At 56.2% G+C, this 22,604-nt stretch carries 23 protein-coding genes; 6 read left to right on the top strand and 17 right to left on the bottom strand.

The annotated features are described in order from the left end of the window. Positions 1–2 precede the first annotated feature (2 nt). From K8V32_RS14465 to K8V32_RS14455, 3 genes are all read right to left on the bottom strand, one after another. A complete protein-coding gene (locus K8V32_RS14465) occupies positions 3–692 on the bottom strand; it encodes a PIG-L deacetylase family protein (RefSeq protein ID WP_303909106.1) in 690 nt (229 codons plus the stop codon). A 201-nt stretch (positions 693–893) separates the two neighbouring features. Beyond that, positions 894–1,874 carry a permease prefix domain 1-containing protein gene (locus K8V32_RS14460; protein ID WP_303909103.1) on the bottom strand — a complete coding sequence of 327 codons (981 nt, stop codon included), beginning with the start codon at positions 1,872–1,874 and terminating at the stop codon, positions 894–896. A gap of 13 nt (positions 1,875–1,887) precedes the next feature. Next, entirely contained in the window at positions 1,888–2,226 is a 339-nt protein-coding gene (locus tag K8V32_RS14455; RefSeq protein ID WP_303909100.1) for a PadR family transcriptional regulator, read from the bottom strand. A gap of 195 nt (positions 2,227–2,421) precedes the next feature. On the opposite strand from K8V32_RS14455, the gene K8V32_RS14450 reads away from it, so the two are divergent. Further along, entirely contained in the window at positions 2,422–3,792 is a 1,371-nt protein-coding gene (locus K8V32_RS14450; protein WP_303909097.1) for a DHA2 family efflux MFS transporter permease subunit, read from the top strand. 75 nt (positions 3,793–3,867) lie between these two features. Here the strand turns inward: K8V32_RS14450 and K8V32_RS14445 are convergent, their stop codons facing one another. From K8V32_RS14445 to K8V32_RS14435, 3 genes are all read right to left on the bottom strand, one after another. Continuing rightward, positions 3,868–5,010: a glutathione-independent formaldehyde dehydrogenase gene (locus tag K8V32_RS14445; RefSeq protein WP_303909095.1), complete on the bottom strand. Its 1,143-nt coding sequence runs from the start codon at positions 5,008–5,010 to the stop codon at positions 3,868–3,870. 28 nt (positions 5,011–5,038) lie between these two features. Next, entirely contained in the window at positions 5,039–5,467 is a 429-nt protein-coding gene (locus K8V32_RS14440; RefSeq protein WP_303909092.1) for a GlcG/HbpS family heme-binding protein, read from the bottom strand. A 143-nt stretch (positions 5,468–5,610) separates the two neighbouring features. Next, positions 5,611–6,177, bottom strand: a complete 567-nt coding sequence (locus tag K8V32_RS14435; RefSeq protein ID WP_303909090.1) for a nitroreductase family protein — start codon at positions 6,175–6,177, stop codon at positions 5,611–5,613. Between the two features lie 186 nt (positions 6,178–6,363). Here K8V32_RS14435 and K8V32_RS14430 point away from each other — a divergent pair, with 186 nt between their 5' ends. Next, a complete protein-coding gene (locus tag K8V32_RS14430) occupies positions 6,364–6,825 on the top strand; it encodes a DUF3817 domain-containing protein (RefSeq protein WP_303909087.1) in 462 nt (153 codons plus the stop codon). An 11-nt stretch (positions 6,826–6,836) separates the two neighbouring features. On the opposite strand, the gene K8V32_RS14425 is transcribed toward K8V32_RS14430, so the two are convergent. From K8V32_RS14425 to argG, 5 genes are all read right to left on the bottom strand, one after another. Then, on the bottom strand, positions 6,837–7,502 hold the full coding sequence (locus tag K8V32_RS14425) for a hypothetical protein (RefSeq protein WP_303909084.1): 666 nt from the start codon (positions 7,500–7,502) through the stop codon (positions 6,837–6,839). Then, positions 7,499–7,768, bottom strand: a complete 270-nt coding sequence (locus tag K8V32_RS14420; RefSeq protein ID WP_303909081.1) for a hypothetical protein — start codon at positions 7,766–7,768, stop codon at positions 7,499–7,501. The genes K8V32_RS14425 and K8V32_RS14420 overlap by 4 nt, the downstream gene beginning before the upstream one ends. A 192-nt stretch (positions 7,769–7,960) precedes the next feature. After that, positions 7,961–9,439 (bottom strand): benzaldehyde dehydrogenase, encoded by a 1,479-nt coding sequence (locus tag K8V32_RS14415; protein ID WP_303909078.1) that lies wholly within the window; start codon positions 9,437–9,439, stop codon positions 7,961–7,963. Positions 9,440–9,764: 325 nt separating this feature from the next. After that, the gene (locus tag K8V32_RS14410) at positions 9,765–11,738 is read right to left on the bottom strand and encodes a BCCT family transporter (RefSeq protein WP_303909075.1); all 1,974 of its coding nucleotides are present in this window, start codon (positions 11,736–11,738) and stop codon (positions 9,765–9,767) included. Positions 11,739–12,058: 320 nt separating this feature from the next. Then, entirely contained in the window at positions 12,059–13,480 is a 1,422-nt protein-coding gene (gene argG / locus K8V32_RS14405; RefSeq protein ID WP_303909072.1) for an argininosuccinate synthase, read from the bottom strand. A gap of 102 nt (positions 13,481–13,582) precedes the next feature. Here argG and K8V32_RS14400 point away from each other — a divergent pair, with 102 nt between their 5' ends. Then, complete coding sequence (locus K8V32_RS14400) at positions 13,583–14,113, top strand: hypothetical protein (RefSeq protein WP_303909069.1); 531 nt, start codon at positions 13,583–13,585, stop codon at positions 14,111–14,113. Between the two features lie 13 nt (positions 14,114–14,126). Here K8V32_RS14400 and K8V32_RS14395 read toward each other — a convergent pair whose 3' ends face one another. Together K8V32_RS14395 and K8V32_RS14390 are read right to left on the bottom strand one after the other, a co-directional pair. After that, positions 14,127–15,125: a cation diffusion facilitator family transporter gene (locus tag K8V32_RS14395; protein WP_303909066.1), complete on the bottom strand. Its 999-nt coding sequence runs from the start codon at positions 15,123–15,125 to the stop codon at positions 14,127–14,129. Beyond that, positions 15,122–15,655, bottom strand: coding sequence for a transporter substrate-binding domain-containing protein (locus K8V32_RS14390; protein ID WP_303909062.1), 534 nt, complete (start codon positions 15,653–15,655; stop codon positions 15,122–15,124). The genes K8V32_RS14395 and K8V32_RS14390 overlap by 4 nt, the downstream gene beginning before the upstream one ends. Positions 15,656–15,860: 205 nt before the next feature. Here K8V32_RS14390 and K8V32_RS14385 point away from each other — a divergent pair, with 205 nt between their 5' ends. Together K8V32_RS14385 and K8V32_RS14750 are read left to right on the top strand one after the other, a co-directional pair. Then, entirely contained in the window at positions 15,861–16,274 is a 414-nt protein-coding gene (locus tag K8V32_RS14385) for a CBS domain-containing protein (RefSeq protein WP_303909059.1), read from the top strand. Between the two features lie 38 nt (positions 16,275–16,312). Further along, positions 16,313–16,549, top strand: a complete 237-nt coding sequence (locus tag K8V32_RS14750; protein ID WP_524536752.1) for a metallothionein — start codon at positions 16,313–16,315, stop codon at positions 16,547–16,549. 22 nt (positions 16,550–16,571) lie between these two features. Here K8V32_RS14750 and K8V32_RS14380 read toward each other — a convergent pair whose 3' ends face one another. From K8V32_RS14380 to K8V32_RS14365, 4 genes are read right to left on the bottom strand one after another with little or no spacing between them, the layout of a single operon-like run. After that, positions 16,572–17,372: an alpha/beta fold hydrolase gene (locus K8V32_RS14380; protein WP_303909056.1), complete on the bottom strand. Its 801-nt coding sequence runs from the start codon at positions 17,370–17,372 to the stop codon at positions 16,572–16,574. Between the two features lie 21 nt (positions 17,373–17,393). Continuing rightward, positions 17,394–18,683: a dihydrolipoamide acetyltransferase family protein gene (locus tag K8V32_RS14375; protein ID WP_303909053.1), complete on the bottom strand. Its 1,290-nt coding sequence runs from the start codon at positions 18,681–18,683 to the stop codon at positions 17,394–17,396. Between the two features lie 19 nt (positions 18,684–18,702). Next, entirely contained in the window at positions 18,703–19,710 is a 1,008-nt protein-coding gene (locus K8V32_RS14370) for an alpha-ketoacid dehydrogenase subunit beta (RefSeq protein ID WP_303909049.1), read from the bottom strand. Continuing rightward, positions 19,707–20,852, bottom strand: a complete 1,146-nt coding sequence (locus K8V32_RS14365) for a thiamine pyrophosphate-dependent enzyme (RefSeq protein ID WP_303909046.1) — start codon at positions 20,850–20,852, stop codon at positions 19,707–19,709. Before K8V32_RS14365 ends, K8V32_RS14370 begins: the two co-directional genes overlap by 4 nt. 488 nt (positions 20,853–21,340) lie before the next feature. Here K8V32_RS14365 and K8V32_RS14360 point away from each other — a divergent pair, with 488 nt between their 5' ends. Continuing rightward, entirely contained in the window at positions 21,341–22,600 is a 1,260-nt protein-coding gene (locus tag K8V32_RS14360) for an NAD(P)/FAD-dependent oxidoreductase (protein ID WP_303909043.1), read from the top strand. Positions 22,601–22,604: the final 4 nt, after the last annotated feature.

Raw genomic sequence — 22,604 nt, 5'->3', positions numbered from 1 at the left:
ATTTACCAGGTTTCCTTAATGAGAACGAATCCCTCGGCTGCTTCGAGGCCTTGCTGACTCCCCCGCCACCGGGCAAGATGTTCTACAGCCTTGACTGACCTGGCATGGGGGAAAGGATACATTTGCGAAGCGTAACACCCAAGCGCTTCAAGTTTCCTCTCAAGCTGGCTTTCATTCAAACTTACCCATATGTTCGGGGTAAACCCCGGTTCAAGGTATGGCACATTCCAGTGGGTCTCGGACTGCACTTCGTACGCTAATACGCGTTTTATCCGTTGCCCCATCTCCGTGTTCGGTCGCCAAGCGACACTGGCAGCGTGAAATAGCGAACGATGATCCCCGTGTAAATCGAAAGGGAACGGGACATATAAAATCTCCGGTTCATGCTCCGCAATTAAACGGTGCACTTCCTTATTGACTTGCCATACGGGCTGTTGTGGATACGTGACAGCAGGTAAGTCTCCGAAGGTTAGTCTTGATACGCCTAACCCTTTTAGTGCCCGTGAGGCCTCAGAACGCACCGTATCGAATTCTTCTTGTGTGAATAGCGGATGTCCGTCCGATGCATTCCCCGGGCCAGTTGCTATAACAACAGCAACGTCGTCACCTTCGTCAAGGTGTTTGGCGATCGTGCCTCCGGCACCAAGCGTTTCGTCGTCAGCGTGAGGTGCAAGCACAAGAACATTTGCCATAAAACAAGCCTCTTCCGGTATATGTTTATAGCTTGAACAAAGGTGTGATACAACTCATAATTTTCCTTCTGAGTCAAACAGGATCTTACAAGAACACCAGGGAGATAAGAACCTTCTACTTACCCTCAACAGCTTTTTATCCCATCCAGAAACGTAGTCACTGGCACAGAAAAGGCCGCTCATTTAACTGCGAGTTCAATATTAGGTCGCGAGCGCCCCGCATTTGGATTCTGCTGACCGGTTGGACCGAGTGGCTCTGACCCAGCCGTCGATCATATCCCAGATGGAGATGACGGCTATTCCAAAGCCGAATATCACTGCCAGGGTGTACAAGTTGTCCTCATGGACGCCATTGTCTGACCAGAGGTTGGTGAACTGCTCACTGAACAACTCACCTCGGACTAACAGGGTGATAAACCAGCTGAAAAAAGCCATACTCAGCAGGGTATTGACTGCGGCCATCAGGAAATTCCAGCCACCTCGGGTGTACAGGACGAGTGCAAAAATAGCCTCCAGGACCAACAGACCAATCAAACTAATCATCGCCCAGGGCCACAACTCGGGATTCAAAACGGCAACAGACTCGCCTTCGATGCGAATGAACGCCCGAGTCTGATCCCAGATAAGAGCAGCGAGCATCAAACCGATGAACACCAATGATGCGATGAAGTCACCTTTCCCGCGACGAGCGTCTTGTGGCTCAGGAAGGTTATCTACACTCCATGAAATTCCAAGGTCTCCCCCAGAACGTTCGATAATGACAAACGTCAGCGTGACCCAAAAGCACACATGAAGAATGGTCGAGATTGTTGCCACGATGGCTTCAGCCAGAATATCGCCAATATTGCCGCCGGCCAGCACCTGAGCGAATGCGACGATAACGAAGACGATCGGTGGGATGATCACCAGGAGGCGTTTCAGCAACCGCCACCACGTGAGATAGTAGCGCGGGCCAATCAGATGTAGTGGCCGATCCGCATAGTTTGCTGCCAGGAGACTAGGATCGCCCAGTTCGGTTAATACGGCACGCTCAGCCGTTTCACGAACCTCGCCTTGCTCAATGCGGGCCATGATGGCATCGGCAATAGATGCTTCGAGTTCCGCGCGCACGTCGTCGTGCATTTCAGCGGGTAGTTCGTTGATGGTAGCGGTGATATACCGTTCAGAAAGTGAAGTTTTCATAGGGGATTGCTCCTCACGAGCTAGGCGATTGATCGGGCAGTGCAGCAAGCGAGCCGGTCAATCTCTGCCACTCTTGATACAGGGCCCCTGCCAGTCTGAGCCCAGCCTCCGAGGTTTGATAGAACTTTCGTGGTCGCGATTCTTCTGTGTTCCAGTAACTCGTGAGGTGCCCTTGTTTTTCCAGACGCCGCAACAGTGGATACAACGTATTAGCTTCGGTTTCGAAACCCGCTGCTTCGAGCTCTTGCAGCAGGCCGTAGCCATAGCCCGGAGATTGCAGCAACTGCAGACAGGCCAGCACGATAGTGCCGCGCCGCAATTCTTGAAGATGGGTTTCGAACGCCTCAACCATGCAGCACACTATACTGTGCAAGGCACACTATTATCAAGGACGCAATACGGTTTCTGTCAGTACATCGTGCTCGCTAACGCAATGCTTCATGTCTCGATCGGTGGCGCAATATACCGTCCTTACTGATGATGCCGGGATACGAAATTCCGCAGGTCCCGTTGGCCACTGGCGTCCAGCGCGAATAGCATGACCCTCGTGTGGAAAGCTCTTGGTGCCCTGTGTGTAGGTCTATTCATTACGCTGATGGACCAGTCGCTGGTGGCCATCGCGCTGCCCCAAATTACCGAAGACTTAGATGCATCAGTCAACCAGGCAGTGTGGGTCTCGGCGGTGTATCTGCTGACGTTCGCGGTGCCACTGCTGGTGACTGGTCGCCTCGGCGACCGGTTCGGTCAACGCAAAATGTATTTGGTCGGCATGGCGGTCTTCGTGCTGGCCGCGACGGCGTGCGCGTTCGCTCCCACCATTGAGTTCCTCATTTTTGCCCGTGCGATCCAAGGTTTCGGGGCATCACTGCTGAACCCACAGCCACTGAGCGTCATCAACCGGATCTTCCCGTTCCACAAACGTGGCGCTGCTATGGGTGTGTGGTCAGCTGTTGCCAGTTCATCTGGACTCTTCGGTCCGGTCGTCGGTGGTTTCCTGGCCGGAGGTCTAGGGTGGCGTTGGGTCTTTTTCCTCTACATCCCGTTTGGCATTCTGGCGATCGTGCTGGTAGCAGTCTGGGTTCCCAAATTACCCACCGAGGTGTCCCGCATCGATCTACTCAGCGCCATCCTGTCGTTGATCGCGGTGCTTGCCATTGTCCTTACCCTGCAACAAGGTCCCGAATTGGGCTGGCCAATCTGGCTCTTTGCTGTCCTGGCGCTCGGACTCATCGCGCTTATGGTGTTCATCTGGCTCCAACGCCGAGCCCAACACCGCGACCAGGACGCCCTGGTGCCGCTGGAATTGTTCCAGATCCGCAACTTCCGCTGGGGTTCACTTTCAGTATCTACCCTGGGGTTCGCGGTCTACTCGATGAATCTGCCCATCATGTTGTATCTGCAACTTTCCGCCGGACTCAGTGCACAACTTGCCGGCCTGCTCATCCTGCCCCAAGCCATCGTATCCGTGGTGATGGCACCCATTCTCGGCCGGCTTACCGACCGCCTGCCGCCGGGACGCATCTCCAAGATCGGTTTTGGTTCTATGATGACGTCGATGGCACTGTTCGTCATCCTGATGTCAGCCGATGCGCATATCGGTTGGCTGCTCATCCCGCTGATGTTCCAAGGAGCGTCCAATGCCATGTGTTGGTCAGCGAACTCGGCCATCTCAATGCGTGGCCTTCCCGGAAACCTCGTTGGCGCAGGATCCGGCGTGTACAACACGTCGCGCCAGGTTGGTGCTGTCATTGGAGCCGCAGCACTGGGCGCGGTCATGCAGGTCAGCCTCAAGCACACCGGGTTCGCCCAAGCCATGGGTCTGTCGCTGATGTTGCATGTCGTGGTGCTGGGCTTGGGTTTTCTGGCGGTCTCACGCTTCCGGGCCGAAAAGCAGCATCAAGCATCGGGGCATGCTTAGGAGCCATCCCAACACAAGGCGCTGTCGCGCTCTTCCGAATGACGGCGAGCGCGACAGCAGGGACAAGTTTAGGTACTAGCCGCGTGCTGGTTGCAGTAACACTTTGGAGTAGCCTTCTTCGCGTTTATCAAAACGCTCGTAGGCATCTGGTGCATCAGCCAACGGGAGTTCCTTGGAAACAACAAAGCCCGGTTTGGCGCGGCCGGCGATAATTAAATCGCGCAGCCGGTGGGCGTATTTTTTCACATTGGCCTGCCCGGTGCCCATGGTCTGGCCCTTTTCAAAGAACCGGCCAATCCTAAACAACAGCTCACCTTTGGCCGAGTGCTCATCGGGTGCTCCGGGATCGGACGGCACATAGAGCCCGACGACGCCCAGTCCCCCGGTGGGCCGCACGGTATCAACCAGTTGATTGAGCACCACGGCTGGTTGTTCATGGCCATCAGGTTCGGTGGCCTGGTAGCCCACAGCGTCAATACCCCGGTCCACGCCATAGTCTTGGATGGCATCACTGATCTGTTGGGCAGGGTCGCCGTCGTTGAAATTGATCGGTTCAGCCCCCAATTCTTTGACCAATTCCAGCCGGTTTGGCACGTTATCGACCACAAACACCCGGCTGGCACCCTTGATCTGGGCGGAGTAGGCGGCCATCAACCCTACGGGCCCGGCACCATAGACCGCAACGGTTTCACCGGGTCTTACACCGGCCAATTCGGTGGAGTGATAACCGGTTGGGAAAATGTCGGCCAGCAGGGCGAAGTCTTTTTCGTGTTCTTCACCCTGGGGTAGTTGCACGCAGTTGTAATCGGCGAATGGTACACGCAGGTATTCGGCTTGGCCGCCACCATAGGGGCCCATCCCAACATAACCGTAGGCGCCACCGGCCTTGCCAGGTTCGTTCACCGTCAGACAGAAGGCGGAGTTACCGGCTCGGCAGTTATCGCAAAAACCACAGGCAACATTGAATGGCATGACCACCCGGTCACCAACGTTGACGGTGGTGACGCCGGAGCCGATTTCTTCAACAATGCCCATGTTTTCGTGGCCAAAGGTAATGCCGGGTTTGGCGTCCGTGCGGCCTTCATACATGTGCAGATCGGATCCACAGATCGCAGTCGAGGTGATTTTGACGATCACATCGGTGGGATCTTGGATGACAGGGTCGTCGACGTCTTCCACGGCGACTTCAAATGGTCCTTTGTAGACAACAGCTTTCATGAATTATTCCACTCCTGACGGGGTGTTGCTATTTCGGTGTGGCTTCGAAGGCTGCCACACCGGCCTCGGCAATGGTTTGATCGTTGTCGACGGTCGAACCGCTGACCCCAACCGCACCAATAACCGTGCCGTCGTCGAGTTTCAGCGGGATGCCACCGGGAAACGTAATGAGTCCGCCGTTGGAAAATTCCAGGTGATACAGCGATTCGCCCGGCTGCACCATGGGCGATAGGTCACCGGTGGGCATATCGAAATACCGTGCCGTGCGGGCCTTTTTGATTGAGATGTCAATGCTGCCCAGCCACGCGTCGTCCATGCGACCAAAGGCTTTCAAATTGGCGCCAGCATCGACGACTGCCACATTCATTTTCAGATCGAGCTCTGCTGCTCGGCGCAAACATGCGTCCACCACGGTTTGGGCCTGCTGCAGGCTAACGGTCGAGGGATTACTGGTCATGGTGCGACTCCTTATTCCAAGCGGGTTCGGGTGCGAATGACCAGACGTTTGCAAGGTTGCGCGCTATGAGATTACGCGGTAGCTCGCCAACGCCTCATATCCCATTGTGGTAGCTTTCACCCCTTTCCGAAAGGGGTTGTGTATTACAGCGAGGTTAAGTGCTGATCCAAATCCAGGGGCTTGCGTGGTTTATGCTTGCGCTTATGCTCGGGCACACCACCTACGTAGATCCAGCCGAGCAGCTGTTCATCTTTGGCTAATTTCATGGCTTTGCGAACCGGTTTGGAGCGTGTGGCATGCCCGGTACGCCACATGGTGCCCCAGCCGGCTTCGGCTAAGAGCAGGCTCAGGAAGTGTGCGACGCCGGCGGCCACGGTTTCTTGTTCCCAGTACGGTACCTTTTTACTGTGTTTCGGGCTGACGACGACGGCCAGCACCAGTGGCGCTCGGGTGGCTTTCGAAATGCCTTTTTCGTTGGGCGTCTTATTGGCCTTGGCCAGGGCTTTGCCTAGGGTTTGGCGGTCTTTGCCGCGCAACTCAATGATCCGCCATGGCCGCAATCGCGAATGATCAGGCACACTCGTCAGCACGCTGACCAATTCGCCAAGTTCCTCATGACTGGGTGCTTGGTCGGTGACTTTGGAATGTGAGGCGCGGCGGGTCATGGCGTCAAAGACGGGACGGGAAGATGCTGGCTCGGTCGTCGTCATGGGCATCCCTTATCTCGCGACGTGTCATGCACTACGCAGCGACGGCAGTACGGAAGTGCTGCCTATATTACTGGACGCAGGTAGCTAAAGCCCGTGGTTCTGGGGATTTTTTTCAGGTCAATCCGCTAGGGTGTTCGAGGCACTCAACGCCGTCCCCAAACTGTCACATTGCATTCGAGGTTCATCATGTTCGCAACGCCGCGTAAGTTCTTCCGCTTCTTTGCTGTCGCGGAGGTGATCTCGTGGACACTGCTCATTGCCGGGCTAATGTTGCGTGCGACCCAGGGCTGGGATGTGGCGGTGACTATCGGCGGCGGGATCCACGGTTTTGTCTTTTTGTCCTATGCGCTCACCGCGATCCTGGTGTCAAAGAACCAGCGGTGGTCGCCCGCTCCGATCTCGATTTCAATTGTGGCCGCGGCAATCCCGTATGCCACGGTGCCGGTCGATATGTGGTTGCATCGCACCGGCCGCTTGGCTGGTGGTTGGCGACGCACCGCTACCGAAAATCCTCGCGATCACACCTGGCACGACCGGTTACTGCGTTGGGTCATCAACCACCCGATACGCAGTGTCGTGATTGGTTTGGCCACCGTCGTCGTGGTCTATGTTGCCTTATTGTTGATGGGACCACCGGCCGAACGCTAAGCGACAAATCGCTAGTCGAACCAGCCGGTGTCCATGTCGATTAGCCAGTGATTTCGCAATGTCAAAGCGCGCTCCAGTGCTGCCAGAATGCTGAGCACCAATGCCGGTGTTGTCGCCCAGTCTGGTAATCGAATTGGCGAGGTAAACGGGTCGATATATTGTTGGGCAAATTCTGTGTGCGTGATGATCTCAGCAAGGTCCAGCAGCCCGATTGGCAACAGTGTTAGCAAAATGACGACGGCGAGAATACCGATCAGCCGACTGGTCCGAGGCGCTCGCTGCGCGAATCTGGCGCGCAGGCCCTCGGCGCTGGCGGGATCAGGTTTCAGCACTCGAGCTTGACCGGTGCGATCCACAAAGTGCATACGTTTCAGCCCGTAGGTGCTCGTCGCAACTTCAATTGTGCCACCCTCAACAGGAAATTCGGCTGGCAGGTCGGCTTGAGCAGTATGCACACCATCGAGGTAGAGGTCAGCCGTGTCGTCCCAGTCAAAGTAGTTAACGTTGACGGCATAGAGCTTCGCACCGCCATCAGAGGTTTCTAAGGGCGCATAAAATAACGACCGTGTCAGCCCTTGCCAAACACGGAACGGTTTGAGCCGGTGGCCGTCGCCGGGGCGTAGCTTTTTCTTTTTGCGACCAAAGCCCCAGTCTGAGCTACCATCTGTCGAACTCATCGAGGATAAATCATTCGTGGAGTTGGGCCTTCCATGCGCGCCACCGCGATCTTCACTTCATTGAGCTCTACTTCAAGCCCGTGAATCCGCTCATCTACCTTGTCGAACCGTTCAGCGACTTTGTCAAACCGCGCGTCCACTTTGTCGAAGCGCGTGTCCATACGTCGACTCAGCCACGCGAGGCCGGCAAAATAGCTACCACTGAGTGTTACGAGCAATCCGGCGGCTGTGATGATCGTTGTAATCACATCAGCTGACATGTACATATCCCTTATTGTGCCCCAAGTGTTCCTTCATGTGCCAGCAAATGTACAACATCACCGTCTTTCCTATCAGACGGTAGCCGGTACCTGTGGAAAACTGCGCGGGAGATAGGGGCGCCCATCGATCAAAGCCCAAGTACTTGGACAAGCACAGGTCCCGGAAATAGCTATGGCCGGGACCCGTGCAGCGTGACGTTAGAACGGGTACTGTGCAATCGAAGAGCGCACCGTCAGCCATTGCGTTTCAGTAAAGGCTTCGATATTGGCTTGAGCCCCACCGAAGCGCGATCCGGTACCGGAGGCACCGACACCACCAAAGGGGGCATTGGCTTCGTCGCCGACGGTTTGTTCGTTGATGTGAATCTTGCCGGATTCGATCTGATCAGCCAAATCCATGGCGGTGCCGACGTCGCCGAGGATCCCGACCGATAGGCCGTATTCGGAGTTATTCACTATCGCGGCGGCGTCTTCAATGGTTGCAAACGACATGACCGGAGCAACCGGGCCGAAGATCTCGTCTGCCCAGGCGGTGTTATCAACAGCAACGTTAGATAACACGGTTGGTGAGTAGAACAGGTCCTTACACTGGCCACCGGCCTCAACTTTGGCGCCCTGTGTCTGGGCCTTTTCAACGATCGAGTGGATATTATCGCGTTGGCCTGCATCAATGACTGGGCCCAGTGCCACGGCCTCGGTCGCGGGATCACCAACCGGCAAATTCTTGGCCTTCTCAGCCAGTTTGGCAACATATTCTTCGACTAGTGACTCGTGGACCAGGTGGCGTCCAGCGGTCATACAAATCTGGCCCTGGTGCATAAATGCACCGAATGCACCAGCGGAAACCGCAGCATCCAGATCAGCACCCGGCAGCACAACTAGAGCGTTGTTGCCACCAAGTTCCAAGTGTGCGCGTTTCAGGTTGCGACTGGCAGCCTCACCGACCTTGCGACCTGCTGCCGTTGAGCCGGTAAACGACACCACACGAACTTCAGGGGCTTCGGTCATGGCTGCACCGGTATCACCACCGCCCGGTAGTAGGTGCAGTACGCTCTCGGGCAGGCCAGCTTCTTCCAGAACGCGCGCGATCATCAGACCACCGGTAACCGGGGTGCGCGGATCCGGCTTCAACAGCACAGAGTTGCCTAAGGCCAGCGCTGGAACAACCGAACGGATCGACAGGATTAGCGGGAAGTTGAATGGCGATATCACGGCTACAACACCCGCGGGACGACGACGGGCGAACGACCAGCGTGGTTCATCTGAAGTCAGCACATCACCCTGCGGTGCGGTGCACAGTGCTGCTGCTTCATAGCATTCCTGTGCTGCCACGTGGAGTTCGAGGTCGGCTTTTGGTGGGATAGCCCCGGTCTCTTTCATAATCCAAGACTGCAGCTCTTCGGCGTGCTGCTCAAACAGCAGACCCGCTTTGCGCAGAATGGCAGCGCGCTGGGTCGGGGCTATCTTGGCCCATGCTTTCTGGGCGGCCGCCGCGCTCTTGGCAGCTGTTTGGACGTCGTCAGGGCTTGCCGAACCGATTGTGCCTAGAGTTTCACCGGTCGCTGGTTCAATGATGGCAATGTCTTCGCCGGTCCCGGATTTCCAGCCGTCGGACAGAATGTTGTTATGCCAGCGTGGATCGTCAAGCAAGGTGGTTTGTTCTTGGGTCTGCGTCATCGAAGTTCTTCTCCCTTGTGGAAAGCAATGAGTGGTAGGGACGAAAATCCCCCGGCATTCCGGGGCACCTCTTACCAGTGTGCTGCATCACAGGGCGAAGGTAAAGATCATGTCTCTGGCAGCGAATGTCATCACGCCGAGCATGTGACAGATAAATCCGGTGATTTCGCAAGGACACCTATGTGTGCTGTAGAAGCTCTACAGTTCATTTTTGACAGTAGCGTTCTGCGTGTCAGCCAGTCGGGTCCTCAAGACTTCAAATGTTAAAACCCAAGCCGACGAAACCCGGGGGTCTCGTCGGCTTTCGCCTGAATTGTAGACCGAACTACTTCTCTGGCTGGTCTATCGGTGTGTCGCCGTTATCATAGACCGGCCCAGATTCTTCACCGGTGACCAGTTTCATGGCGCTCGTCGCGGCTTCTTCCTTATACCAGTCAGTGTACTTCGGGTCCGAGACGTCTACGGCACTACCGGCACCGCGACCGTCCGGCGAATGTTTGACGGCGAGCTCGAATTCTTCGCCGTGGTCTTCAATACCGCGGATAACGGCGTCGCTGACTGCTTTCTTTGCGTAATCGTAACGAATCCGAGCAGGGTCCGTGGACAGGTCTTTCAAAAACGCCCAGACCATCAAAATCAGCACGATACTGAACGGCAGTGCAATGAGATAGGTCAGGCTCTGCAGGCCAGATAACGCGTCTTCACCACCTGACAGCAGCATGACGATAGCAATCCCGATCATGCACAGGCCCCAGAATACGACCAAGGTTTTCTTGGGCGCCGGGTTGCCGCGCGACGTCATCATGCCCATGACCACGGATGCCGAGTCCGCTGCGGTGATGAAGAAGATTGCGAGCACTGCCATGAGAATAAACGGCGTAATCGCATTGAAGGGCAAGGAACCGAAGAGATTGAACAGCACTGCTTCTGGGGAGGCGTCGCCGTTGAATCCTTCGACCCCGTTGATGGAGTTGATGATCGAGGCACCACCAAATACGGTGAACGCTAGGATCAGAATCAGGGTTGGGACGCCCATGGTAACCAGCGCAAATTCACGCAGGGTACGTCCACGTGAGATACGGGCGATGAAGGTACCAACAAACGGTGTCCAGGCAATCCACCACGCCCAGTAGAATGCGGTCCACCAGGTTTGGAATTCGACGGTTTCGGGACCCCAGGATAATGATTTGGCCATCATGGGCAGGTAGTTGTCGATGTAGTGCAGGATGCCGGATGGTATCAAGTTCAACAGGTACAGGGTCGGGCCGGCGAAGAACACGAATAACACCAGACCCAGTGTGAAGGTGATATTGATGTTCGATAGGTAGCGGATACCTCGAGAAACACCTGATACAGCACTGATAATAAAACCGGCACCCAGGACGCCGATAATGATGATCAGCGTGTTGTTCCCGATTGGGCCGATGCCACTGACGATGGTGACGCCCTGTCCGATTTGGATAGCAGACAGTCCCAGCGTGGTCGCCGTACCGAAGAGCGTGGCGATGATGGCAAAGATGTCGACGAGTTTGCCGGCGAAACCTTCCGTCTTGGATTTGCCGAAGAGCGTTTGGAAAATAGACGAGATCAGTGTTGGCCGACCGCGGCGGAACGTTGCATAGGCCAGCGCACCACCAACGAGTGCGTACATACTCCAAATGTGCAGACCCCAATGGTAACTGGCCTGGGAGACACCCTGGTGGATGGCTTCTCGGTTGACCTGCGGAGTCTCTCCTGCTGCTTGTTGCAGGGCGTTCATCGTCTCTTGTTGGGCTGCCAGCGTGTGCGGTGGCGGAGAAAGAAAGTGCGACAGCGGTTCTGAGGGACCATAGAAGAACAGTCCGACGCCGAGTCCGGCACCGAACATCATGGCAACCCATGAGAACCGTGAGAATTCGGGCTTCTCGTCGTCTTTGCCGAGTTTGATCTTGCCGTAGCGCCCGAACGCCACGTACAGCATGACGAATAATCCAACACCCATGGCGAGGTTCAGCAGCCATCCCATGTTTTCCATGGCCCAGTTAAACGCGACGCCAGCAACGGTGCCAACCGATTCGGGATTCAAAATGCCCCACAGCACGAAGGCCACAATCAGCGATGCGGTGACGGCGAAGATAACCTTATCGATGCTGAAGTTGCGATCTTGATCGTCAATCCCAACACCCGATAGTAGGCCGGGGTGAATATCGCCGGGATACAACCCCAGCGCTAGGATTTTTCGTTTGGAACGGAGCTTGCCTACAAGCGGGGTTTTGGTAGTTTTACGCTCGGTAGCAGGATCCGAGGGGTCGAGATTCAAAACTGTGTCTCCTTTGAGATCACGGTGCAGGGTAATGTCGCCGCGTTGGAAAGCTTGCGCAGGTGTCGTTGTCCGAGGCCACGAGTATTAGACTTTCGTGCAGGTAATAATGCCACAGCTGACAACACAACGCTGTAGATGATCTCTGGAGCATGATGACTCTGGAGCGTGCCTCAAAGCACCCACTGTACTACCGACGTCGATAAACTCCCAATTGGGACGGTGTCGATTTTGGCACATATGCCAGAGGCACCACACACCTGTCGGGGTGTGCAGCGCCTCATGGTGAGCTAAGAGCTCAGTTGTGTAATGGTATTGGTTTAGTCGGTGCCAGTATCGAATGCGGCGTTGAGTCCGGCGGCTTCCTGATCTGCATTGAGGTCGACGTCGGAGACCGCGATCTGTTCTGCGCCACCAACTTCAAGTTCACCCATGAGTTCGGCGGTTGGGCCACCCAGGGTACCGCGGGATGCGTATTGCTCCAGACGAGCGCGTGAGTCGGCGATGTCCAGGTTGCGCATGGTGAGCTGACCAATGCGGTCGTCGGGACCGAAGGCGGCGTTTTCGACGCGCTCCATCGATAGCTTCTCGGGGGTGTAGGACAGGTTTGGTCCGGTGGTGTCCAGGATGGTGTAGTCGTCACCGCGGCGCAGGCGCAGGGTGACTTCACCGGTAATGGCGGAACCGACCCAGCGTTGAATGGATTCGCGCAGCATCAGTGACTGTGGATCAAACCAGCGGCCTTCGTACATCAGACGGCCCAGACGGTACCCGTTGACGTAGTAGCTTTCGATGGTATCTTCGTTGTGGATCGCGTTGAGCAGGCGCTCGTAAGCAATGTGCAGCAGGGCCATGCCTGGTGCTTCGTAGATGCCGCGGGATTTTGCTTCGATGATGCGGTTTTCGATCTGGTCGGACACACCCATGCCGTGTCGGCCACCGATGGTGTTGGCTTCCAGTACCAGTGCGACAGGGTCAGTGTATTCGGTGCCATTAATGGCCACCGGACGACCCTCGTGGAAACGGATCGAGACTTCTTCGGTTTTGACTTCGACGTCGTCACGCCAGGCGGCAACGCCCATGATCGGTTCAACAATGTCGAGACCGACGTTGAGGAATTCTAAGGATTTGGCTTCGTGGGTCGCGCCCCAAATATTGGCGTCTGTCGAATAGGCCTTTTCGGTCGAGTCGCGGTACGGGTAACCGCGTTCAACGAGCCACTCGGACATTTCTTCACGGCCGCCGAGTTCTTCCACGAACTTGGCATCCAACCATGGTTTGTAGATCAGCAGGTTGGGGTTGGCCATCAGACCGTAACGGTAGAACCGTTCGATGTCATTACCCTTGTAGGTGGAGCCGTCGCCCCAAATGTTGACGTTATCTTCTTTCATTGCGCGCACCAGCAGTGTGCCGGTGACCGCACGCCCCAGCGGGGTCGTGTTGAAGTAGGTTTTGCCACCTGAACGGACGTTGAACGCACCGGTCTGCAGGGCTACGAAGCCTTCTTCAACCAGTGGCTTCTTGGCATCGACGAAACGGGCGATTTCTGCGCCGTAGTCTTTGGCTCGATCAACGACGCCTTCGATATCTGGCTCATCGTACTGGCCAATATCAGCGGTATAGGTGCAGGGGATAGAACCGTGTTCGCGCATCCACGCGACGGCCACAGACGTATCGAGACCACCTGAGAAGGCGATACCAACGCGTTCGCCGACGGGGAGAGAAGACAAAACCTTAGACATGGTCTCAAGAATAGTGGTTTAAGGACTGCTTCACCGAATCGTTGCACTGAACGACCTGGCACTGTCAGCTGACCTTCAGCAGATGTGGCGTAATCTGGGTGCATGCCGAATTCTGATGCGAACGAACCCAATCGTCTCGTGAGCTTCCCGATTGACCAGTGGGGTGTGCCGGATAACCCGAACATCGGCATGGTCATCGGCTCCGACAATACCGGTGAGCGCTTCAACCTGGTGGCTGTTGCTCCCGATGGCACCGTGGGATCTGCTGCGTTTCGCGACCGACCTGACGCGGAAACAGCTGTGGAACTGATCAACAAAACACTGGACTCCCCCGCTACCGGTCGCATGGGTGGCCCGTTTGTGATGTTTCGCAAGGGGAAATTCAAACAGGGCATCCGCTGGGTGGGTTTTGATCTAAAAACGGTTCACGGCAAACCGGCCCCGGATACCGACAATCCCCGTGCCATGGTGTGGCTGCTGCCCGCTTCTGATGAAAAATCAGTTGCCCTGGTTGATACCCGGGACCCAGAGAATTATCGACCCATCGGATTCTTTTTCACTGTCGACGACGCCAACGCGTTTGTCGACACGATGGATGCGATCGTCTCTTCCATCTCCGAATCCGCCGACTAGCGACGCACCCTGCTTATTCGTCGGATTGGGGGAGGAATTCCTCAGGTAGCTCAGCAACCAGGATGATCACCAGGTCATGAAGTTTCCAGTCCATGTCACTGAGTTGTTCACGGGTGTCTTCGACTTCTTCCAGTGACGGCTGTTGCCCTTCGTGGGGAACGATAAACACTTCGGTATGGAAAACCTGGCCCTGATCACGGAGTCGCACATCAGCTTCTTTGACCCAATCCAGCTTCAGGATGGTCTGCCGCGTTTCAGCGATCAACGGGTGCGGTTGCTTGGAATCCGTCGTGGTGGCTCGTGCATCAATAAGGCCGGCCAAGCAGCTGCGGAGATTATTGACGCCGTCGCGAATAATATCGACAGAAATAAAAATAGCTGCCGCCGCATCAAACCACCATAATCCTGCGCCAACACCAAGAATGCCGATACCAGTAGCAAACCCGGTCATCCAGTCGGCCTTATTCATATCCGCATCGGTATGGAGCACTTTATTGTGCAGTAGTGGCGCAAGTTTAGCTTTCATCCGGCCTAAAAAGACGCTCGGAATCGCAACCAGAATCGAGGCACCCGACATCAACCATCCGACCCACAGCTGGAGACCGAAAATTTCTATCATGCCAATGGGTGGCCGCTCGCCTTGGACCAAACCCATCGCAGAGTCAACAAATAGGTAACCGCCCAACGTAAGCAACGATGTAGCAGCCACCAGGTGACCGACTCCGATGGCCCGGTGATATCCATACGGATGGCGCGGGGTTGGTGCCCGACTAATAAATCGGATAGCCACTAGAAACGCTAATGGTGGCAATAGTGACAGTGCATCTTCGATCCAGGCAGCTTTCATCGCTTGAGAGCTGCCAGCCAGCAGCAGAATTACCGCGATCGCTATGAGCTTATACGCCACGGTGATGCGCTCAAGCCGGACGGCTTTGCGCAATGCGTCCTGTTGTTCTTGGGGCAGGTCATGGTGCCCGAAATACTGCACTCGTTTGGTCGGCTTAGCATTCATGGACGCATCTCCTCGGGCACTTGTTGATCAATATCTTGATCCAAGAGGAATCGTTCCAAACTCGTCATAAAGGCGTTTTCACCCATTTGTACTGCCATGACATGTTTGGTTGTTTTGCCATCTACGCCAAGGGACTCCGCATAGGAGGTCGTCAAGCCAGCATCAGAGGACCACGGTGATTGATCGGTGAGCCCGCCAATGACGACATCAAGTTCACGTTCCGACAGCAACTTGATCAGGTGTTCCTCACCGCCAGCATGCCATTCAACTTCAGCATCAATCGATGCGGCATAGTCTGCAATGAGCTGAGCCTCAATGCCCCCGGGCTCATCAGGGCTGTGCTCCTCCCCTGTATCGGTCCACGGCGGTTGGTGCGAAACACCGACGCGCAGTGTTGTACCGCTAATTCGGTTCAGAGTGCCATCCGGATCTGCTGGATAGTGGCCACCACATCCGACCAGGCCAAGAACCAGTCCACAAACAATCAGCATCCGACCTAATACATGTGCTAGTGGAACGGGAGTTTTCACGTGGTCCACCGTCCTTTCACAAGGTGGTCAGCGAACTTGATGCTTTAAGTGACCTTCTTCGACCCTAAAGAGTTAGGGGTTGAAATACAAGATATTTCTCGCTGACTTCGCATCCACGGGTAACTGCCTGAGGTCTGTTGACTCTGCAAGCTCTGACTGCAAGCGTGGAAAGTGTCAGAGTTCCCCCGAATTGAAGGAGAGAACGATGGTAACAGCTCGCGAAATCATGACCGCTGATGCCCAATGCATCGGGGTCAATGACACCATTACCCAGGCGGCTGCGAAGCTCCGGGATCTCGGCGTTGGTTCGATGCCGATCTGCGGTGAAGATAACCGGTTGAAAGGTATGTTGACCGACCGCGACATCGTCATTGGCTGCATTGCGGCCGGAAAAGATCCTAACGTGATGACCGCAGGCGAATTCGGCAACGAAAAACCTGTGACTATTGGAGCAGATGACTCGATTGACGAAGCGATCGCCACAATGAAGGAACATAAGGTGCGTCGTCTGCCAGTCATTGATGGCCATGACCTGGTCGGCATGGTTGCTCAGGCAGATATTGCACGTTCCATCTCCGATGACAAGGTCGGCGATCTTGTAGAACTGATTTCTTCTTAGCTCGTTATCCACGTGCAGAGATTTGAGAGGTGCCAGATATGGCGACATGTGATGTGTGCGGTAATGACTATGACAAAGCCTTTACCATCACCCGTGGAGATCGCAGCGGTACATTCGATAGTTTCGAGTGCGCTATCTCAGCGATGGCTCCGCAGTGTGCAAATTGTGGCGTGAAAATTATTGGCCACGGTGTCGAAGACGCCGATCAGATGTACTGCTGCGCCCATTGTGCACGACACGAAGGTCAAACAGCAGCAGCTGACCGAGTTTCATAGTCTGAGAGTTTTGGCCTGGAGATTACCTGAGATTATGGTCCAGCAGGTCAGCCAGTTGCTTGGGGTGTTCCAGGGGCAACAGGTGCGCTGCATTTTCAATGATCTCCAGGCTAGAGTTCTGGATATGTTGCGCCATGTGTTGTGCGTGTTCGACGGTGCACATCTGGTCCTGGTCACCGGCTGCGATGAAAATTGGTATGGCAATTTCGTCTAACCGGTCGGTGGCGTCATAGGTGGCAAGTGCTCGACAAAGTTCGGCATAGGACTGGTCGTCGGTGGCGACCATGGAGTCTTTTTGTACTTGAAGTTTTTTAGGTTCGGTAAAACCGTTGGCCACCCAGAGGCTGGCAGACATTTCGACCATGGCTTCGGTCCCAGATTCCATCACCAGGTGGTAGCGCTCTTCCCAGTTTTCCGGTTCGTCGATTTTCGGCGCGGAGGCGAGCACTGCGATCCCGTCAAACAGTGCTGCGTGTTCTAACGCGAGTTGCAGAGCTACCTGACCAGAAATGGATAACCCTGCAAAATAGACCTTGGATCCGGTTTTGATGGTGCCGGTGTAGCGGAGGTTTTCCACCAGTTCTGCGACGGCGTCAGCAATTTCTTCGATCGTGATGGATTCGTGGTGGGCCGGTGATTGACCCTGGCCTGGCAGATCAAAACCGATGACTTGGAATCGGTGGGACAGATGCCGGGCCATGTCCATAAACAGCCCTTGCACTGAGGTGCCCATGCCTGGGCCCACGATTAATGTGTCTCGCACACGTGGGTCAAAGGAGCCGGATTCGGTCAGTCGGATCACTGCAATGTGCGGTTTGGCCACGGTCAATCACTCATTCCACAGTTAGCTGATCAATAGGGCAGGTTCCTCCAGGATAGCTGCCACATCAGCCAAATAGGTGCCCGCCTCGACGCCGTCAACAATTCGGTGATCAAATGATGCGCCCAGCGTGGTGACCCAGCGAGCTTCGATCTTGCCGTCAACAACCCACGGTTTTTGTTTGATCGCCCCGAAGGCCACGATCCCGGTCTCCCCTGGATTCAAGATGGGGGTACCGGTGTCCAGGCCGAGCACACCAATGTTGGTGATCGTGATAGTGCCACCGGTCAGCTCTGCCGGTTGGGTTTTGCCTTCGCGTGCCCGCTGGGTGAGTTCTTGAATCGCTTCGGCCATTTCCAACTGGCTGAGTTGGTGGGCGTTTTTGATATTCGGAACCAACAGACCGCGCGGGGTGGCTGCGGCAATACCGAGGTTGACGTGATGGTGCAGCGTGTAAGTGTCGCCATTCCAGGTCGCATTTGCCTGCGGAGTGTTCAGTGCCGCCTGGGTGACCGCCATAGATAATACGAGCAGCGGTGAGATGCGCACATCTGCGTAGCGCGGATGTTTCTTCAGCGTCTGAATGTATTCCATGGTCCGGGTCGCATCGATTTCGCGGAAGACCGTGATATGCGGGGCGCTGGTATAGGATTCGGTGACTGCTTTGGCCGTTGCCTTGCGCACGCCGGCCACCTTGATCGTCTCCGAACCTTCCGGAGCCTTCTGCGCTGCGGCAGGTTGTGGAGCGGTGCCGTCTAGAACGGCTTGAACATCGGCGCGGGTGACCTCACCGTGTTGGCCCGTCGGGGTGATCGTGCTCAGGTCGACGCCGTGGTCTTTGGCCAGTTTTCGTACGGGTGGTTTGGCCAAGACTTTGGTGAAGAGATCGGATTTTTGCACCGGGGCTGCTTCCGGCGCGGGGGCAGCATCTGCAACCGGTTCTGGTTCGGCGGGGGTTGTGTGCTCGGCGGGTGCTGCTTCTGGCTGTGGACGGCGGCGACGTCGTCGTCCGGGGGTATCTTCTTTGGGCCCGGAGCCGACCAGCGGGGCCTGGACGGGTTCATCGTCGTCGGTGCTCTGGGTGATTTGGATGGCGAAGAAGTTGTCGCCCACGTTGACCGTGTCGCCGACTTCGACGAAGAGGTCTTTGACAACTCCGGCCCAGGGGCTGGGGATTTCGACCAGTGATTTGGCGGTTTCTATTTCAGCAACGACCTGGTTGACGGTCACGGTGTCGCCGACTTTGACCATCCAGTTGACCAGATCGGCTTCGGTGAGTCCTTCGCCGACGTCGGGCAGGGTAAAGATCTTCATGTGTGCTCCTTGCGCGGCGTTAGTAGGTGAAGGTGTCGTCTACGGCGTCCAGGACCCGGTCCACTGAGGGCAGGTAGTCCTGTTCTAACCGCGATGGCGGGTAGGGCATGTGGTAGCCGCCTACGCGTTTGACGGGTGCTTCGAGGCTCAAAAAGGCCTGTTCCATGAGTCCGGCGGAGATTTCGGCACCGAATCCGGCAAATGTGGAGGCTTCTTGGATGACGACGGCGCGGCCGGTGGATTGCACCGCGGTGGTGATGGTGTCAATATCTAACGGCGAGATGCCACGGATGTCGAGGACTTGGAGGTCATAGCCATCTTCGACGCCGGCTTCGGCTGCGGCCAGTGCGGTGGCGACCTGTGGGCCCCAGGCGAGCAGGGTGGCGTCTTTGCCCGGGCGGGCTTCGACGGTGGCAAAAGGGTCGGTGACCGGGTTGTCGAAGTCGACGTCGCTGCGCACAAAGTAGTGCTTTTTGGGCTCCAGCAGGATGATCGGGTCGGCCGATTGGATCGCCGCCCGGGTGACCCAGTAGGCGTCGTGCGCGTTGGAGTAGGTGACGACTTTCAGGCCCGCGGTGTGGGCGAAGTAGACTTCGGGGGATTCCGAGTGGTGTTCAACCGAGCCGATCCCGCCGCCGTAGGGCAGTCGGATGGTCACGGGGAACTGCTGGGTGCCGCGGAAGCGGGAGTGCATCTTGGCCAGCTGCGAGACGATTTGGTCGAAGGCCGGGTAGACGAATCCGTCGAACTGGATTTCGGCTACCGGACGCATCCCGGCCTGGGCCAGCCCGATTGAGGTGCCGACGATGCCAGATTCTCCCAGGGGTGCATCCACCACACGGTCGGATCCGAATCGGGCGGCGAGGCCCTCGGTGACGCGGTAGACTCCGCCCAGGGCGCCGATATCTTCACCCTGGAGCATTACGGATTCGTCTGCGGCTAATTCATCGGCCAGTGCGCGGTTGACCGCCTGACCGATCGTGAGTTTTTTCGTTCCGGTGGAAACGTCATCAAACACAGCGGTCACGCGTCTTCGCCCTCCATCCAGCGGTCGAATGCGGCGGCCTGTGCTTCGACCAGCGAGTGACCCTCGGCGTAGACGAGGTCGAATTTCTCGCGCAGGCTCACCGTATCGGGCGCGTCAACAACCTTGTCGCGAAGATTGCCGGCAAGCTCTTCGCCTTCGGCTTCTACTTCGGTAAAGAATGCATCGCTATAGTCAAAACGACGGCGCAGATACGCTTCGGTGCGCACCATTGGGTCGGCTTGGGCGTGTGCTTGTTCTTCTTCTTTGGTGCGGTATTTCGTGGGATCATCGGCGGTGGTGTGGGCACCCATGCGGTAGGTGTGGGCTTCTACCAGCACCGGGCCTTTACCGCGGCGGGCGTGGTCCACGGCGCGGTCCATGACGGCGGCCGTTGCGATTGGGTCGTTGCCGTCGACGGCGAATCCGTCGAAGCCGTACCCTTGGGCGCGTTTGAATAACGGCACCTTGGACTGGACTTCAAATGGCGTGGAGATAGCCCAGTAGTTATTCTGAATAAAGAAGACCACCGGCGCATCGAACGAGGCGGCAAAGACCATGGCCTCGTGGACGTCACCCTCAGTTGATGCTCCATCACCAAAGCAGGCTATCGAGACACGGCCTTCTTCTTTGCGACGAACATCGGTCCAACCGCGCTGTTTCTGGGCCATACCCCAGGCGTACCCGGTTGCGTGAAGCACCTGGGCGGCGAGCACCACGGTATAGGGCTGCATGTTATATGCGTTGGGGTCCCAGCCGCCGTGGACGGCGCCGCGGAAGAAATCAAAGACGTGTTCATCGGGGATGCCACGACCACGAGCCATCACGTGTTCGCGGTACGTTGGGAAGATCCAGTCGCGATCCTCCAGCGCGGTGACCACACCGGCTTGGGCAGCCTCTTGACCAATCGATGGTGTCCAGAGCACCAGCTGTCCCTGACGCTGAAGATTCACGCCTTCTTGATCAAGACGGCGAGTGTGCGCCATCAGCCGGTACATTTCGGCAACACGTTCGTGGCCGATGGCAGAGGCTTCTTCTACAAAAGCTTGAGCGGCTTCGGTCGGGTCAAAGAACCCGTCAGCAGATAGAATCCCGATGGCTTCTTCGGGCAACTGCTGCCCGGTCGGAGACGAGATGGTCGACATATGCATTTCTCCTGGTGAGAGATGGACGCTGACGCTTCAGGTCATGAAAGCGAACAGCGAAATTTTTCTGACATTAGCTTCATCGTACCCGGTGGTGGAGGGCAGTCGTGAGGCTAGTCACATGTATTCTACACCCATCACCCTAGTCGCATGTATAGCTTCCTGTACACTGACGGCGGTGGCTGGTCAAGTGTGTATCTGACGCGGATTTTCGCCACATTTCACGCTTCGCTACGCTTGCGCCGATGTACCCAAATCACCTCACGCCGAAGGGCCAAAACTAGTGGAATTATTCCACCAACTCTGTGTTGTGACGCATTCGAAGAAATGAGAGATAACTCATCTGTAACAGTTCGGCGTTTCGCACATTTCATCCCAAAGAACATGGCATTGCCGATGCATCATGAGCATTTGTCAAAACGCGTCAGGAGTGTTTGTAGACTTGAATAGTTAGTGCCGAGTTTCAAAAAAGCCGAAAGGATTGCTCGATGTCTGCTTCTCAAAATGTCTTCGTTGCCGGCGCGGGTCTCATTGGTCTGTGTACTGCCTATTCGTTAGCGCGCGCAGGTCACCGCGTGACAATGATAGACAAGGATGAGGTGGGTTCCGGTGCTGCACGTGGCAATGCCGGTGAGATCACCCCTATCCAAGTGACCCCCATGCCACAGCCTGAACAACTCAAAGAGATCTTCCGTGGGATCACCTCGAATCGCCACTATTTGGGCATTGCTCCGCTGGCCGCTCCGATGCTGACGGCGTTCGGCACCGGTTTCATTTACAACACACTGCCGTCCAATGTGCGTAGAAATACCCAAAATCTGGATCAGCTTGTGCGGGGAGCCTTCGCAGCGTTTGATTCCTACCACGCTGATGGCATCTCCTTGGCGGGTGGCGGTTATGGGTTCCTCAACACGCATACCTCCGTTGATGCTCTCCGGGCATTCCGCGACGAGCAGGCGGCTCGTGCAGAAATGCTGGGACAAGAAACCCCGGGACAGATCATGCTCGACGGCGATCTGCACGACTTTGAACCAGTCTTGGATAAACACGTGCGTGCCGGGTTCTTAGCACCGACCGAGCGCTACATCGATCCCAGTCTGTTCGTGGACGAAGTGCATGCCAAGCTCACCGAACTCGGCGTCGAAATTCTGGAGCACACCGAACTGGTGGGCATCACCAACAACCACGCCACGTTGCGCACCGACCAGGGCCAAACGACCCGTGGGTTTGATAAAGCAGTGGTGGCCACCGGTGCTTGGACAACGTCTGCCATTGCAGGCTTGGCTGAAGCTAAAAAAGCCCACGTCACTTCCGGGACCGGCTATTCCTACCACGTCCAACCAGACCGCCTGCCCGGTCACCTGCTGGCATCAATTGACCGCAAAACCATCGGGGTACCCATGTCAGGTACGCTGCGCGTAGTAGGCCTCATGGACTTCTCCACGAAGATCGAACAATTCTCCAAGCAGCGCATCGATCACCTGGCGTCACAGGCATCGGCCTTTATTCAAGGCATTGCTGATAAACCACGCTTTGATGAATGGACCGGCCCCCGCCCCATGACTCCAACCGGGCTACCGATCATTTCACCAATGAAGACCAACCCGAACGTTATTGTGGCAACCGGTCACAACATGCATGGTTTGTCGCTGGGACCGGTTACCGCCGAAGTTGTAGTGTCAATGGTCGAAGGCAAACCCGGTGTGGTAGCCGGCTCGCAAATCGACATGCGACCATTTGCACTCTAAGCAC

This window comes from Enteractinococcus helveticum, from assembly GCF_020742345.1.
Classification (GTDB): domain Bacteria; phylum Actinomycetota; class Actinomycetes; order Actinomycetales; family Micrococcaceae; genus Yaniella; species Yaniella helvetica_A.
The sequence above is the reverse complement of the archived record's forward strand: the minus strand, read 5'-3'. Positions and strand labels throughout refer to the sequence as shown.

Coding starts and splice junctions, on each gene's coding strand:
- K8V32_RS14465 (WP_303909106.1), bottom strand. CDS start 692: ATGGCAAATGTTCTTGTGCTTGCACCTCACGCTGACGACGAAACGCTT.
- K8V32_RS14460 (WP_303909103.1), bottom strand. CDS start 1,874: ATGAAAACTTCACTTTCTGAACGGTATATCACCGCTACCATCAACGAA.
- K8V32_RS14455 (WP_303909100.1), bottom strand. CDS start 2,226: ATGGTTGAGGCGTTCGAAACCCATCTTCAAGAATTGCGGCGCGGCACT.
- K8V32_RS14445 (WP_303909095.1), bottom strand. CDS start 5,010: ATGAAAGCTGTTGTCTACAAAGGACCATTTGAAGTCGCCGTGGAAGAC.
- K8V32_RS14440 (WP_303909092.1), bottom strand. CDS start 5,467: ATGACCAGTAATCCCTCGACCGTTAGCCTGCAGCAGGCCCAAACCGTG.
- K8V32_RS14435 (WP_303909090.1), bottom strand. CDS start 6,177: ATGACGACGACCGAGCCAGCATCTTCCCGTCCCGTCTTTGACGCCATG.
- K8V32_RS14430 (WP_303909087.1), top strand. CDS start 6,364: ATGTTCGCAACGCCGCGTAAGTTCTTCCGCTTCTTTGCTGTCGCGGAG.
- K8V32_RS14425 (WP_303909084.1), bottom strand. CDS start 7,502: ATGAGTTCGACAGATGGTAGCTCAGACTGGGGCTTTGGTCGCAAAAAG.
- K8V32_RS14420 (WP_303909081.1), bottom strand. CDS start 7,768: ATGTACATGTCAGCTGATGTGATTACAACGATCATCACAGCCGCCGGA.
- K8V32_RS14415 (WP_303909078.1), bottom strand. CDS start 9,439: ATGACGCAGACCCAAGAACAAACCACCTTGCTTGACGATCCACGCTGG.
- argG (WP_303909072.1), bottom strand. CDS start 13,480: ATGTCTAAGGTTTTGTCTTCTCTCCCCGTCGGCGAACGCGTTGGTATC.
- K8V32_RS14400 (WP_303909069.1), top strand. CDS start 13,583: ATGCCGAATTCTGATGCGAACGAACCCAATCGTCTCGTGAGCTTCCCG.
- K8V32_RS14395 (WP_303909066.1), bottom strand. CDS start 15,125: ATGAATGCTAAGCCGACCAAACGAGTGCAGTATTTCGGGCACCATGAC.
- K8V32_RS14385 (WP_303909059.1), top strand. CDS start 15,861: ATGGTAACAGCTCGCGAAATCATGACCGCTGATGCCCAATGCATCGGG.
- K8V32_RS14750 (WP_524536752.1), top strand. CDS start 16,313: ATGGCGACATGTGATGTGTGCGGTAATGACTATGACAAAGCCTTTACC.
- K8V32_RS14375 (WP_303909053.1), bottom strand. CDS start 18,683: ATGAAGATCTTTACCCTGCCCGACGTCGGCGAAGGACTCACCGAAGCC.
- K8V32_RS14365 (WP_303909046.1), bottom strand. CDS start 20,852: ATGTCGACCATCTCGTCTCCGACCGGGCAGCAGTTGCCCGAAGAAGCC.
- K8V32_RS14360 (WP_303909043.1), top strand. CDS start 21,341: ATGTCTGCTTCTCAAAATGTCTTCGTTGCCGGCGCGGGTCTCATTGGT.